This window comes from Paenibacillus sp. RC67 (assembly GCF_030020805.1).
Classification (GTDB): domain Bacteria; phylum Bacillota; class Bacilli; order Paenibacillales; family NBRC-103111; genus Paenibacillus_S.
The window spans coordinates 3,466,187-3,479,528 of record NZ_CP125098.1; the positions used below are offsets into that span (position 1 = coordinate 3,466,187).

At 43.2% G+C, this 13,342-nt stretch carries 11 protein-coding genes and 1 other annotated feature; of the genes, 8 read left to right on the forward strand and 3 right to left on the reverse strand.

Annotated elements, in window-relative coordinates; all coding sequences use genetic code 11:
* Positions 1–48 precede the first annotated feature (48 nt).
* From QMA13_RS15895 to QMA13_RS15920, 6 genes are all read left to right on the forward strand, one after another.
* Complete coding sequence (locus QMA13_RS15895) at positions 49–939, forward strand: YihY/virulence factor BrkB family protein (RefSeq protein WP_282942547.1); 891 nt, start codon at positions 49–51, stop codon at positions 937–939.
* Between the two features lie 252 nt (positions 940–1,191).
* Entirely contained in the window at positions 1,192–2,454 is a 1,263-nt protein-coding gene (locus tag QMA13_RS15900; protein ID WP_481858224.1) for an FAD-binding protein, read from the forward strand.
* Between the two features lie 268 nt (positions 2,455–2,722).
* Positions 2,723–3,031, forward strand: coding sequence for a hypothetical protein (locus QMA13_RS15905; RefSeq protein ID WP_282942549.1), 309 nt, complete (start codon positions 2,723–2,725; stop codon positions 3,029–3,031).
* A gap of 302 nt (positions 3,032–3,333) precedes the next feature.
* A complete protein-coding gene (serC, locus tag QMA13_RS15910) occupies positions 3,334–4,419 on the forward strand; it encodes a 3-phosphoserine/phosphohydroxythreonine transaminase (RefSeq protein WP_282942550.1) in 1,086 nt (361 codons plus the stop codon).
* 62 nt (positions 4,420–4,481) lie between these two features.
* Positions 4,482–4,739 (forward strand) — a binding site (T-box leader).
* A gap of 54 nt (positions 4,740–4,793) precedes the next feature.
* Positions 4,794–6,050, forward strand: a complete 1,257-nt coding sequence (gene tyrS / locus QMA13_RS15915) for a tyrosine--tRNA ligase (protein ID WP_282942551.1) — start codon at positions 4,794–4,796, stop codon at positions 6,048–6,050.
* Positions 6,051–6,202: 152 nt separating this feature from the next.
* Positions 6,203–6,622 carry an NUDIX hydrolase gene (locus QMA13_RS15920; RefSeq protein ID WP_282942552.1) on the forward strand — a complete coding sequence of 140 codons (420 nt, stop codon included), beginning with the start codon at positions 6,203–6,205 and terminating at the stop codon, positions 6,620–6,622.
* 76 nt (positions 6,623–6,698) lie between these two features.
* Here QMA13_RS15920 and QMA13_RS15925 read toward each other — a convergent pair whose 3' ends face one another.
* On the reverse strand, positions 6,699–7,499 hold the full coding sequence (locus tag QMA13_RS15925) for a DUF2935 domain-containing protein (protein ID WP_282942553.1): 801 nt from the start codon (positions 7,497–7,499) through the stop codon (positions 6,699–6,701).
* Positions 7,500–7,762: 263 nt separating this feature from the next.
* Here QMA13_RS15925 and QMA13_RS15930 point away from each other — a divergent pair, with 263 nt between their 5' ends.
* Together QMA13_RS15930 and QMA13_RS15935 are read left to right on the forward strand one after the other, a co-directional pair.
* Positions 7,763–9,379, forward strand: a complete 1,617-nt coding sequence (locus QMA13_RS15930; RefSeq protein ID WP_282942554.1) for an FMN-binding glutamate synthase family protein — start codon at positions 7,763–7,765, stop codon at positions 9,377–9,379.
* Positions 9,376–9,549, forward strand: a complete 174-nt coding sequence (locus QMA13_RS15935; RefSeq protein WP_282942555.1) for a hypothetical protein — start codon at positions 9,376–9,378, stop codon at positions 9,547–9,549. The genes QMA13_RS15930 and QMA13_RS15935 overlap by 4 nt, the downstream gene beginning before the upstream one ends.
* A 4-nt stretch (positions 9,550–9,553) precedes the next feature.
* Here QMA13_RS15935 and QMA13_RS15940 read toward each other — a convergent pair whose 3' ends face one another.
* Both QMA13_RS15940 and QMA13_RS15945 read right to left on the reverse strand, forming a co-directional pair.
* The gene (locus QMA13_RS15940) at positions 9,554–11,383 is read right to left on the reverse strand and encodes an ABC transporter ATP-binding protein (protein WP_282942556.1); all 1,830 of its coding nucleotides are present in this window, start codon (positions 11,381–11,383) and stop codon (positions 9,554–9,556) included.
* The gene (locus tag QMA13_RS15945; protein ID WP_282942557.1) at positions 11,380–13,125 is read right to left on the reverse strand and encodes an ABC transporter ATP-binding protein; all 1,746 of its coding nucleotides are present in this window, start codon (positions 13,123–13,125) and stop codon (positions 11,380–11,382) included. Before QMA13_RS15945 ends, QMA13_RS15940 begins: the two co-directional genes overlap by 4 nt.
* Positions 13,126–13,342: the final 217 nt, after the last annotated feature.

Here is a 13,342-nt window from a genome sequence, read left to right on the forward strand (position 1 = left end):
TCCCGGCACAAATGTTACTATTAAATCCCGTAAGGAGGTGCCTCGACGATGAAATTGATGGTTTTGATTCAAAATTTGGTATGCCGCTTTCAGGATGACGATGTGCCTGCGCTGTCGGCTCAATTGACGTATTATTTGCTGCTTTCGTTTTTTCCTTTCCTAATTTTTGCGGGTACGGTACTGAGCTTTACCAGCTTCTCGGCGGATGATGCGCTGCTTCGGCTGAGTTTGATATTACCGGATATGTCGAACAAGACTATATCAGACGTCTTCCATGAAATTGAGCAGACACGGAGCGGGTCGCTCTTGTCTATCGGTCTTATTGCGACGTTGTGGTCAGCTTCTAATGGAGTTAACGCTGTTATTAAAGGGGTTAATAAAGCCTATGATCAGGAGGAGGACCGTCCATTCTGGAAGGTTCGGCTTCTTTCCTTAGTAACAACTATCGTGTTGGCTGTGGCTATTATACTGAGTTTTGTTATGCTTGTGTTCGGGCGCAAAATAGGGGAATGGTTATATGTGAACGCCGGGCTGCCTGGAGACTTCTCTGAGATTTGGACTTGGGCGCAATATGCTGTGCCGCTGCTTGTTATTTGGACCATGTGCTGCCTCATCTACTCATTTCTTCCTAATGTTCGTCTGAAGTTCCGTGAGGTGATCCCAGGGGCATTGTTTGCGACTGTTGGCTGGATTATCGCTTCGCTTTTATTTTCGTTTTATGTGAATCATTTTGATAGCTATACCAAAACGTATGGCAGTATAGGCGGAATTATCGTTTTACTCATTTGGCTTTATTTATCCAGTATGATCATACTGTTAGGTGGAGAGCTGAATGCAGAACTGCACTTTATCCGCAGCGGAAAGTTGAAGAAGCCTTGCAAAATGTTCGGATTGTCGCTGTCGTTTTTCAAAAAAAATAAGAAGACTGCAATCGATTGATCACGTAGGGAGATTACATACTTCGGATGCAATCTGCTTTTAACTTCACACAAACAACACGAGACTGCCGCGGAAGGCAGTCTTGTTTTTTTTTACGGAGCCTTGTAGCTTTATTCATTAGGACCAGAGATATAGTAGAACTAATAATAGTTAAAAAACCTAAGATATGTTATGTTTAAAATAACCTTTTATTCATCCTTTTTACTTTAGAAGACTTATCCGAATAAGTCCGTCAAGGAGTGTGGAAACGTGATCAATGAACGAAACTGGGCTGGAAACTACAAATACAGCGCCTCGGAGCTCCTTATACCCGAGAATGTGGAGCAAGTACAGGAATGGGTAGCTCGCAGCAATCGATTGAAGGTGCTTGGCACACGCCACTCGTTCAATGGAATTGCAGATTGTACCGATAGCCTTCTCTCACTTCAAAAGCTTAACAAGGTGATAGCCTTAGACCAAGCACGCAATAAGGTGACAGTCGAAGGCGGAATAAGGTATGGTGAGCTATGCCAATATCTTCATAGTAATGGCTTTGCGCTGCATAATTTGGCGTCGCTGCCGCACATTACTGTTGCAGGTGCTTGCGCGACAGCCTCGCATGGTTCCGGTGATTTGAACGGAAATCTTGCTACAGTGGTTGATTCTCTGGAAATAGTCAAAGCGGATGGAGAGGCAATCGTTATTTCTCGTGACCAAGAAGATGGTATCCTCGAAGGAGCCGTTGTTGGACTTGGGGGACTGGGCGTAGTTACTAAACTCACGCTTGATGTGACACCGACTTTTCAGATGAGTCAATACGTATACGATAACTTGCCTTTAGTTCAACTTAAAGAACATCTTGACGATATTTTCTCAAGTGCCTATAGTGTCAGCTTGTTTACAGATTGGAAAGAGTCGACATTCAACCAGGTTTGGATAAAGCGAAAAATAACGGATGAAACCCTAGATCAGATGGAGCCTGAGTTTTTTGGCGCTACACAAGCACTAGCCCATAAGCACCCAGTGCCAGGTATGACCTCGGAAAACTGCAGTGAACAGATGGGCGTTCCGGGGCCGTGGTATGAGCGGATGCCACATTTTCGCTTGGATTTCATTCCAAGTGCAGGGGAGGAGCTGCAAAGCGAGTATTTCGTGTCACGCCAAGATGCTTACGATGCTTTGTGTGCGATTGATCAGGTAAAGGATCAGATCTCGCCATTGCTGTATGTTTCCGAGGTTCGCACAATAGCCCAAGATCATTTGTGGATGAGTCCTTGTTACATGCAGGAGTCAGTTGGGATCCATTTTACTTGGAAAGCCAATTGGGAGGCTGTGCAGCAAGTATTACCGATTATCGAACAGAAGCTTGAGCCTTTCCATGCGCGTCCACATTGGGGGAAGCTGTTTGTCATGCAACCGGACCAATTGCAATCGCTCTATGTGAAGCTGCCCGATTTTCAACGTCTGCTCCGTCACTGCGACCCTGAGGGGAAATTCCGCAACGCCTATCTGAAAAAATATATTATGGAAAGCTAGGCTATAGTTGTAAAACGTATAGGGAACCAAAATTAATAAATCGTCCCTTCTTGAATCAATAAGGATGGTTCAACAGACCAACCACAGTGCGATTCCTCGCATTGTGGTTTTCTTTATTCATTCAAGGATTACATCTATTTCATTGAATTTGCTTCATGTTTTTGCTACAATTTTCAAATCAATAAACCAAAGGGATTACCTGTGCGGTAGTCTCTAGTTTTGTTACTTTTGATATCTAAAGTAAAATTGAAATATTGGAGGCACATTTATGAGTCAACGCTATCGCATTACAAGAGAATTTCAGGAGAATGGAAATAGCGAGCAAACAATCTCTTTGGAAGAATGTAAACAGTATTTTGAGTCCAAACCTGATTTTTCCTATACCTCTGTGTTTACGGTAAAAGGCTCGACCACCATGTCCATTGATGGAGATTTCTTCATGTGGAGCTTTGGTGATACAACGATTCCTTTCCGGCATTTTGATGGAGATATTTATGTTTCGGGCACCAATGAAGCCGTTGTCCCCAAAATGATTGAGGTTGCGACTGAGCTACGTGCGGATATAGTAGAAGGGTGAGGTATATAGTAAGTTATATTCTACCCTTGACAATGTTCATATCGTAGATATAATTTACTTTAATAACAAATCAAACCATGCCTATGATGAGAATCCAACTCGGAGGCGTTTTCGTCAAGAGCATCTCATTCAGAGGTGTATCCTAAGTTAGCCGGCTCCGCCCGTTATCGCGGAACCAAGTGGATCAGATTGTGCACAGCACAGTTTGGTCAAGTTGGGTGGCACCGCGAGCGAACGCTCCTCGTCCCAATTGGATGAGGAGCGTTTTTGTGTTGTCAATAACTTTAGGAGGTTGAAGCAAAATGCATCGTATTAACAATTTTAATCCTGGACCCGCGGCCCTTCCTTTGGAAGTGCTAGAACAAGCTCAGCAGGAGCTGGTTGAGTATGGGCATTACGGTATGTCGGTAATGGAGATGTCTCACCGCAGTAAAGTGGTGGAACAGTTAAACGAAGAAACTCAACAGCTGCTGTTAGAGATTTTGGGTTTGTCTTCAGAGTACAAGGTATTATTCATGGGTGGCGGCGCGAGTATGCAATTCGCATGGATACCGATGAACTTTATTAAGGCGGGTAAGGCTGGACGCTATATTCTGTCGGGCAGCTTTTCGGAAAAGGCTTACTTAGAAGCGCAACATGTTGGAAAGGCAACCGTACTAGCCAGCAGTAAGGAATATAACTGGGGCAAGCTTCCAGCTGTAAATGACATCGAACTGGGAATGGATTCGGCCTATGTTCATATGACGACCAACAATACGATTGAAGGTTCTCAGTTTCAGATTTTCCCTGATACAGGCACGGTACCGTTAATTGGGGACATGACGAGCGATATTTTGAGTCGTACCTTGGATTTTACCAAATTCTCGATGTTTTATGCAGCCGCTCAAAAAAATCTTGGTCCCGCTGGGTTAACCGTTGCGGTAATGCGTGAGGACTTATTGGAAGAGTGTGCCGACACAATCCCCACTATTTTTAAATACGGAACCTACATTCAGCACAAGTCACTGTATAACACACCTCCAGTCCATTCCATCTATATGATGATGCTTGTACTTGAATGGGTAAAGCGGCAAGGAGGGATTGCAGAATTGGAAAAACGCAATATAGAAAAGGCTCAGCTGGTATATGATGTCATTGATAGCAGTGGCGGTTTTTACAAAGGAGTTATTGAGAACCAACATCGTTCTAATATGAATATTACTTGGCGAATGCTGGATGTCAATTTGGAGAAACGTTTCGTACAAGAATCCGAGTGTAACGGCTTTGATGGATTGGCTGGACATCGCAGTGTTGGGGGCCTGCGCGCTTCGGCTTATAATGCAGTCCCTGTTCAAGCGTGTAAGGCGCTCGCTGAGTTCATGACCGATTTCCAAAAGCGTAATGGATAATGATTCAGGAAATAATTGACATGTAATTCGTTGTATGATTAAATGGAAAAAATTGAATATCATACAAAGCGATGATGGATACGGTTGAATACCCAAGTAGGGGGAATGAATGATGCCTACAGAGAGCCGGTGGTTGGTGCGAATCGGTGCAGTCATTTTCCTGAATTACAGTCCGGAGCTGAAAAAGTGAAATTGCGACTGAAGCAGAAGTAGCTTTTATCCGGCATTAAGATAATGTCGTTAAAATAAATAAGTGAAAGAAGTGGCTAATACTTCTTTAATTAGGGTGGTACCGCGAGAACAACCTTCTCGTCCCTTTCTGGGATAGAAGGTTGTTTTTTTGTTATTTCTTAAAATAGAAAGGGGATCGTCAAATGGACATATGGAATCATTTATCAGAAGAACAAAAACAAGAGGTTCAACGACAACTGAGTATAATTCGCAGAGGGGTTGCAGAGATCATTCCAGAAGAGGCGCTAGTACAAAAAATAGCGTCTTCAGTCGTATCGGGAAAACCACTTAAGGTTAAGCTTGGACTTGACCCTTCAGCACCAGATATCCATATTGGACATACCGTAGTACTTCAGAAGCTGAGGCAATTTCAAGACTTGGGGCATGAAGTCCAGCTTATTATTGGTGATTTTACAGGACGAATTGGCGATCCGACCGGTAAATCTGAGACTAGAAAACAGCTTACTGAAGATGATGTGAAGCGAAATGCTGCAACTTATGAAAAACAGCTGTACAAACTACTTGACCCCAAAAGGACAAAATTTCATTTTAATTCAACATGGCTCGAAAAAATGAACTTTGAAGATGTGTTGAAATTGGCTGCTAAGGTTACGGTGTCGCGAATGCTAGAACGGGATGATTTTGCAAAGCGTTACGAAAATCACTTACCTATTCACATCCATGAGTTTTTCTATCCGCTAATGCAAGGGTTTGATTCGGTTTCACTTGAAAGTGATATCGAACTAGGTGGTACGGATCAGACCTTTAACATTCTAATGGGAAGAACGCTGCAAAGCGCTTTTGATTATAAAGATAGTCAAATAGCAATCCTGATGCCCTTATTGGAGGGACTTGACGGTATCCAGAAAATGAGCAAAAGTCTCGGTAACTACATTGGGATTGATGATTCTCCGAATGAAATGTTCGGTAAAACCATGTCTATTCCGGACAATCTAATGGTTAAATACTACGAACTTAGTACAGCCATTTCCTCTGATGACCTATTAAGGCTTAAGAAAGGGCTGGAAGATGGAATAGTCCATCCTCGTGATGCCAAGGTTCAACTAGCCAAAGAATATGTTCGTTTGTATCACGGCGAGCAGGCGGCAGAACAAGCTGAGGACTATTTTATCACCGTATTTCAAAAGGGATTAATTCCCGAAAACATTAAAGAATTACACCTGAGCATGGACAGTCTCGAAAAAGGACGTATTTCTATCAGCAAGCTTCTTGTTATACTTGGTTTCGTAACTTCAAATAGTGAGGCGAGACGTAGCGTTATTCAAGGAGCTATTAGACTCAACGGAACCAAGCTCTTAGACGCAAATGAACATGTAGAAATAAATAATGGTGACATCATTCAGGCTGGAAAAAGGAAGTTTGCCAAAATCGTTTTTTGAACCAAAACTCGATATTTACATCCTTTTGATGTCCATCCGGACATATCAACAAGGGATTGCAACTAACCTGCTGTTCGAGAGCATGCGTAGGTTGAGGAGCTTTACTTGGGAAATGCAATTTTTAAGATGGGACAAATAGGGAGGTCAACTGCTTGCAAGGATATAACGTTCTAATGATTTATAACAAGGATATGGACCAGCTGCTTATGTGCAAACGGTTAAAGAATCCATATAAAGGTTTGAATAATCTAGTTGGCGGGAAAATCGAGGATGGAGAGTCGGGTATTGACGCTGCTTATAGAGAGTTATTGGAAGAAACGAATATTTCAAAAGAAGATGTCGATTTGCATCATTTAATGGATTTTAAATACTATTTGCAACAATGCTATGTTGAAGTTTATGTTGGCAGGTTGAAACGGGATGTAATGATCTCCGGTGATGAAAATGAATTATACTGGTCTGATTTGAATAAAGACTTTTTTGATATGTCCTTGTATGCAGGAGAAGGAAATATTGGTCATATGATTGAACAAGTGAATATGAGTAAGGATTTATTGCTAATAGGAACCTAGAGTGCAATAAACTACACAAAAGAGGCTGCCGCGGATTGAAATGATGGGTGGCCTCTTTGTGTAGTCCTACACTAGTTCAACCATCCACTCGAGGCGTAGCAGGATTGCAATCGGGAACCGCAATTTCTCCGGATTGCGCGAGCTTTTTCAAATAATAGCACTCCTCACGGAACATATGATCTGGAAGCAGTGGACTTAAGCTGCCAAGCAGCTCTTGGCTCAATTCAAGGTGCTCTAATTCTTTTAGAAAGGCCATAAACAAGCGCATTTCCAGGTTAATGTCCTGATGAAATCGAGTAAACGAAGGGTAATGCGCTCTCATTGTTCGTAAATACCCTGCCAATTCAATGGCTTTCAAATAAAATTCGCTAAATTGTTTCTCGAAGTCTTTACTCCTGGCAATGAAGCGCCTCTCCACGAAATCCAGCTCGGTCGAAAGGGCTGAAGAATGAAAGGCGGCATCCGACAACCATAACAAATCATGATGAAGAGGCGGGTAATGCGGAACAGGTTTGCCTGCCACAAGCTCGTCGAGTATACGAATATACTCCTCCAGTTCATTGACCATATGATTAAGAAAAGAAGGCGTTATACCGATCTTGACGGTACCTAGCAAGGATCTTTCCAATAAATTTAGTTTATAGGTACGCAGTTTAACTGCGGCTTGGTGGGCAGCCTGATTCAAATCTGTAAGTTGAGCGCTATTAAGCGAACCGCGTGACAGCTCAAGCAGTTGATCGAAATGACGTATGAACTGTCCTGATGTATCGATATCCTTGCTTTCTATTGGGTACAAGGTGTTATGTATAAACCGGGAATGATCCCCTAAAATTTGCAGCCAAAATTGATGCTCGAATTGTGCTTCTTGATCCCGCATGGCTAACCGCTCCTCATAGCTTTTTATTCCAATTTATGAAAGCTATTCTAAGCCTATTCATAATAACTACCCATCTCCAAAATGGATTCATTTGTTAATATCTAGATATTGGTTGTTTAGGAGGGGGATTAGATAATAGAACCTCTCCGATTTTCTGAAATTAGTACTATTTATAGAGATTTAGCTCATAAATATAAGGTTTGCAAAGGCAGAATCGTTCCAATAACGATCCTTTATTTTAAAACTAAATGAGTAAAGGGAGTATGAGTATGCAGCTGGTCATCCTTATTTTGTTATTTATTATTATTTTGCTTCCAATCGCATTTTTTGCGTACATGTATGTCCTTTCTAAAAAACCGCAGCATTCCATCATTCGTGCCCATCCGTATTTGGGTTGGCTAAGATATGTGCTGGAGAAGTTGGGACCAGAATTTAGGCAATATTGGTTTGACAATGATACGCAAGGGAAGCCATTTTCCCGTGCTGATTTTATCGGCGTTGTTTTTGCTGCTAAATACAGAACCGATCTGATCAGCTTTGGATCGAAGCGTGATTACGAAAAATCAGGGTACTACCTTTCTAATGATATGTTTCCGAAGCTAGTCGACGAGCTAAGAGTAGAGCATACCGATAATATAATCGGGAATAAGTACGAAATCGTAAATGAAGGCTTGTTCACCCGTAAAGAACGAATGAAAGCGGGAGAGGTGAAAAATTGGCTGTATACCGATGAGGATGCCGTCATAGTCGGGGAGGCTCGCAAGAATCCCTGGCGATTAAAGGGGATGTTCGGGGCTTCAGCAACTTCCTATGGAGCGGTTGGTGAGCATTATATTCAATCTACGGGTAATGGAGCGAGAATGGCTGGAGGCTCATGGATCAATACCGGTGAGGGAGGAATTGCTCCTGAACATCTAGCTTCTGGAGCGGATGTGGTTGCTCAGATTGGTCCTGGTCTTTTTGGTTATAGGGACAATGAGGGGAATTTCTCTTTCGAAGCATTTCGTGCAAAAGCAGCCGTGCCCAACGTCAAGGCATTCGAATTGAAATTTGCTCAAGGAGCAAAAATTCGTGGTGGTCATCTGGAAGGCTCGAAGGTTAATGAGAAAATTGCCGCCATCCGTAAGGTTCAGATTGGGAAGACAGTCAACTCACCTAACCGGTTCCCCTTTCTCAAAAATCCGGAAGATACGTTCAGGTTCGTGAAAAGATTACAAGACGAAGGCGGTAAACCAGTAGGAATTAAAATAGTTGTAGGTGATCCAACACGGTTGGATATGTTTTTTCAGGCCATGTTGGATCTCGATATTTATCCGGATTTCATTACGGTTGATGGAAGTGAGGGAGGCTCGGGTGCAACGTTTAAGGCGATGGCAGACGGGATGGGCCTGCCCTTGTTTACGGCTCTAATTCTACTTGATGATACGGCAAGAAAGTATGGCCTGCGTGATCGAATCAAAATCTTTGCTTCTGGAAAGCTGATAACACCTGATAAGGTTGCTGTTGCTTTGGCTCTTGGAGCTGATTGCATCAATTCAGCACGTGGGTTTATGATGGCTAATGGCTGTATAATGGCTATGCAGTGTCATACGGGTAAATGTCCAGCAGGTATTACGACAACAGATTCCAAATACCAAGCTGCGCTTGCTCCAGAAGAGAAACAATGGCGTGTGATGAATTACATTGTCCAAATGCGCGAAGGGGTATTCTCACTTGCTGCGGCGTGCGGATTGGAGAGTCCACGGCAACTGACTCGAGAGCATGTCGTATTTAAAAACGAAGTTGGACGGAGTGTTCGAATGAATGAACTATTCCCTTATCCGCAAGCCGAGGGTAAGAAACTTGATTTGATTGTCGAGAACATCGAGGATGCTGGGTGAGAGTGAAGGAGGCAAGACAGTTCCGCAACGGAGTAGCAACTCGGCAGGCGCAAAAGCAAGTATTGCCTTTTGACGTTATCACTGTGCTATGGGCCGTGGTTGTAAAAGTTGAGGATAGAGCGCTGCTAAAAGAAGACCGAATGAAGTCAAATCCCTTCTTTCGGTCCTAGCAGTCTACATAATATTCCGTATGGTTTCCATCTTTTCTTTCCCTGCACTCCCATTGGGATTCTTGTCTACTTCCATCTGTGATTCTTCTCCTTGCCACAAAAGCTGCATCTCTGAGCTAGTAGCTAACAATTCAGATAAAGTACCCTCAGCTTCTATCTGTCCGTTCTTCATTACAATGATATGATCCGCTTGAGCCAAGGCTGTTCTCCGATGGGATACTGCGATACAAGAGATATCACTCTCCTTAAATAACCGTTCCCATAACAGCTTCTCCGTTTCAACATCCAGCGCACTGGACAAATCATCAAAGATTAAAATATCGGATTGTGTCATCATCATCCGTGCAGTCGCAGCTCGTTGGATCTGCCCGCCGGACAACAGCACACCGCGAGGTCCAACAAGCGTATCGAGGCCGTTCTCCAAGACATCGATATCTTTCTCCATTACAGCTAATCGAACAGCACGATCTAGTGATGTCACTGTTGCGTGGCTGCCTAGGGTAATGTTTTCATGGAGCGGGTCGCTAAATAGACGTGGAACTTGTGGTGTGTAAGCTGTTCTCGGCGGAATCAGGAATGTAGCTGGGTCCTTCACTGTTTTTCCATTCCAAACAATAGTTCCTGAAGTTTTGGGTAAGAGTCCTAGAAGGGTACGAACCAGTGTAGATTTGCCTGATCCAATCCTACCTGTGATGACAAGGAACTTTCCCCGCTCTAAGCGGAAGCCTACATTACGGATTCCGTTATCGGAATGAGGATACGTATAGGAAAGTCCCTTCACTTCGAGACTTCGGAGAGATTCTTCGACACTAGTCTTATCCAATTTCGTTACGTCCGGTGGGGGACTTTCCAGATAGATCTCACTATAATCCACAATGCGATCCTCTTCACCGGGACGGAATAAAATCCTCATTCTGCTTAGTGAAACAGCGAGACGCTTATGCTGGAATACCATGAGGCCGAACAATGAGATGCTTGATGCAAACGAGCCAAGGTAAGAAGTAAATAGGGCAAAATCTCCAACGGTAAAACGTCCGGCCTGCATTTGGGAGGCGCACATCAATAAAATGATGCCGATAGAAACATTTAATACATTTTGGTTCAATGATTTCATCCACTGCTTAAAGAGATTATCCTTGAGGGCAGCCTTTCTGCGAGCTTCATTCAGCTTTAGAAAACGATGTTGAACACGTTCCTCTGCTTTGCCCAATTTTACAGCTTGAACGGCACTAAAGGTTTCAGCAATAAATCCGGTGATTCGACCCGTGGCTTCACGGTTAAGCTGACTATAGCGTCTTGCCATATTTCCGGAAAGATTATTCAGCAGCGTTATAATCACGAGCGGCATTATGGCTACAATGGTGATTTGCCAATTGATCTGGGCCATAATCACAATGCAAATGATGGTATAAGCCAACTTGCCCCAGAAATCTACCCATGACTCCACATATTCTACGACTTCATTCACATCTTCACGAAATCGGCTCATGGCTTCACCTGGAGAAGCAGGGAGATTACGGCCTGGCCAGCGCATGATACCTGCCAGCATATTGGTCCGCAATATCGCCTGAAGGTGGTAGAAGTACGTCACCCATTTGTAAAAAGCCCAAAAGAACAATCCCACTCTGGTAAACCGCACTAGAGCAGCAAATAAGAGGGGGAGAACAAGCCATAAATAGTTACTGGATTGTTGGGTTGCTCGGTCAAAAAACCACTGCATACCCAAACCTACCAGAACTGGTAAGGAGTGAAATATACACCACAACAATCCATTGATTACAAACAGCGATAGTCGAAATCCTAGCAATCGCTGGATAAACCGAGTTACCGTCATGCCAATTCCTCCAGTCTATCTGTACGCAGCAATCTAGCATAGTGAGATGTCGGATCCTGTGCCAAAGACTCTCTTGAACCAAATTCCAAGATGCGTCCATGGTCCAGCACCATGATTTTATCTACTTTCTCAAGCGTGGACAAACGGTGCGCAATCACAATACCTGTGCAATGCTCCATCAGTTGATCTACAGCCATTTGTAATGAGGCTTCCGTCGCTGCATCAAGCCTTGAAGACGGTTCATCCATAATAACCAGATCAGGTTGTGTTAAAAAAACACGGGCTAGCGCAAGTAATTGAGCTTCGCCTGCAGAAACAGACGCACCACCAGCGGATAAATGAGTATCTAATCCTTGAGCTAAGTTATCAATCCACTTTCGTAAGCCAAGTTTCTCAACCGTTTCAATAATCTCATCATCGGTCACGCTATCATTGAATAGCGTCAGATTATCTCGGAGTGTTCCGTCAAACAACTGTACGTCTTGTGTGACCATGCCAACCCGGCGATACAAAGCTTCTAGACTTAAAGTGCGAATATCCGTACCACCGATCCGAATGACTCCACTATCCATGTTATACAGGCGGAGCAGCAGCCTGCTTATACTGGACTTACCACTGCCTGTGCGGCCTATAAGCCCAAGTCGTTCCCCAGGCTGCAGCTTGAAATGGATATCGTGAAGAACTGGCTTATCTTTGCTGTAGCTAAAATGGATATGTTCGAATTCCACCGAAAGAGCTCCGTTTGGAAGTATTTGTTCTGTACCCTCCATAATTTCACTCCGAATGGAAAGAAGCTCACGGGAGCGGCGCAAGCCGGACTTAGCCTTCTGAAACTCTTGCATCTGATTTCCAAGCTGCTCAATTGGATCGTTCAGCATTTGAGTGTATTGAAAGAAGAGGAAGAGTGTTCCTATGGTTACCTGGCCTTTGAGGTACAAGTGAACACCCATTAATAAGACAACTGTGACGGATATCGTGAATAAAACGACAGTAGCATTCCAAGGCACTACACGAAGCATCCATGCCTTTCGTCCGCTCATGAATACATTTCTCATTGCCCGATGAAATCGATTCATAACATAGGGGATACTTCCGTTTGTCTGTACATCTTCGATTCCAGCAATGCGTTCTTCAATAAATCCAAATAATGAAGCGCTTGCTTGACGTTCCGCTGTTGATGCCGTCACACCCAGATTTCTAATTCCTATCATTGTGAGTATGGAGATAATAGTGAATATAGACATGATAATAGCAATCGGCCAATTGATCACAAACATATAACCAAGAATTCCTGATAGGAGGACCAAGCTTCCGATAATTTGAACAACGAACATGGCGAAGAAGTTCGACATACTGGTTACGTCGCCATCAATTCTTTCAATCATTTCACCGGGTGTCTTGCTATTATGAAAACGCATATCCAATCGAAGACAATGCTTGAGTATATCGGCACGAAGTTGATTGGTTGCTCTCCAGGCTACATCGTTACTAAGAAAGCTTACAGTTACGGTGATGAGCTGAATACAGACAGCAATAGCAAGGTATATCCCGGCAAGACTAAGCAGACTTACGACAGCTCCTTGCTCAGCCGCGGTATCAATGAATTGACGAATAATTTGAGGATGGATGAGCTGTAGTGCAATGGTAATTAATAATAGTCCTAGTAAGGCTATCATTCTTAGTTTGACTGGTATAAGATATCGAAGTAACCAGAACATAGATATCTCTTTATTTTGTTTCATGTCAGAGCCTCCTTTAATGAAGAACGAAAAACAAACGAAAGCACTTCTTAAATTGAAATATAATAAGGAACTATTTACCATATTTACACAAAAACAGAGAGGGTTAAAGGTACAAATTAAGTATAAAGAACATTATTGAGGGGATTAAACCTAATTCACTTCTCCGTTTTACTTCAGAACAAAAAACGGCACGAAGAAAGGCCACACCTGTTGATGT

Coding starts and splice junctions, on each gene's coding strand:
- QMA13_RS15895 (WP_282942547.1), top strand. CDS start 49: ATGAAATTGATGGTTTTGATTCAAAATTTGGTATGCCGCTTTCAGGAT.
- QMA13_RS15905 (WP_282942549.1), top strand. CDS start 2,723: ATGAGTCAACGCTATCGCATTACAAGAGAATTTCAGGAGAATGGAAAT.
- serC (WP_282942550.1), top strand. CDS start 3,334: ATGCATCGTATTAACAATTTTAATCCTGGACCCGCGGCCCTTCCTTTG.
- tyrS (WP_282942551.1), top strand. CDS start 4,794: ATGGACATATGGAATCATTTATCAGAAGAACAAAAACAAGAGGTTCAA.
- QMA13_RS15925 (WP_282942553.1), bottom strand. CDS start 7,499: ATGCGGGATCAAGAAGCACAATTCGAGCATCAATTTTGGCTGCAAATT.
- QMA13_RS15930 (WP_282942554.1), top strand. CDS start 7,763: ATGAGTATGCAGCTGGTCATCCTTATTTTGTTATTTATTATTATTTTG.
- QMA13_RS15940 (WP_282942556.1), bottom strand. CDS start 11,383: ATGACGGTAACTCGGTTTATCCAGCGATTGCTAGGATTTCGACTATCG.
- QMA13_RS15945 (WP_282942557.1), bottom strand. CDS start 13,125: ATGAAACAAAATAAAGAGATATCTATGTTCTGGTTACTTCGATATCTT.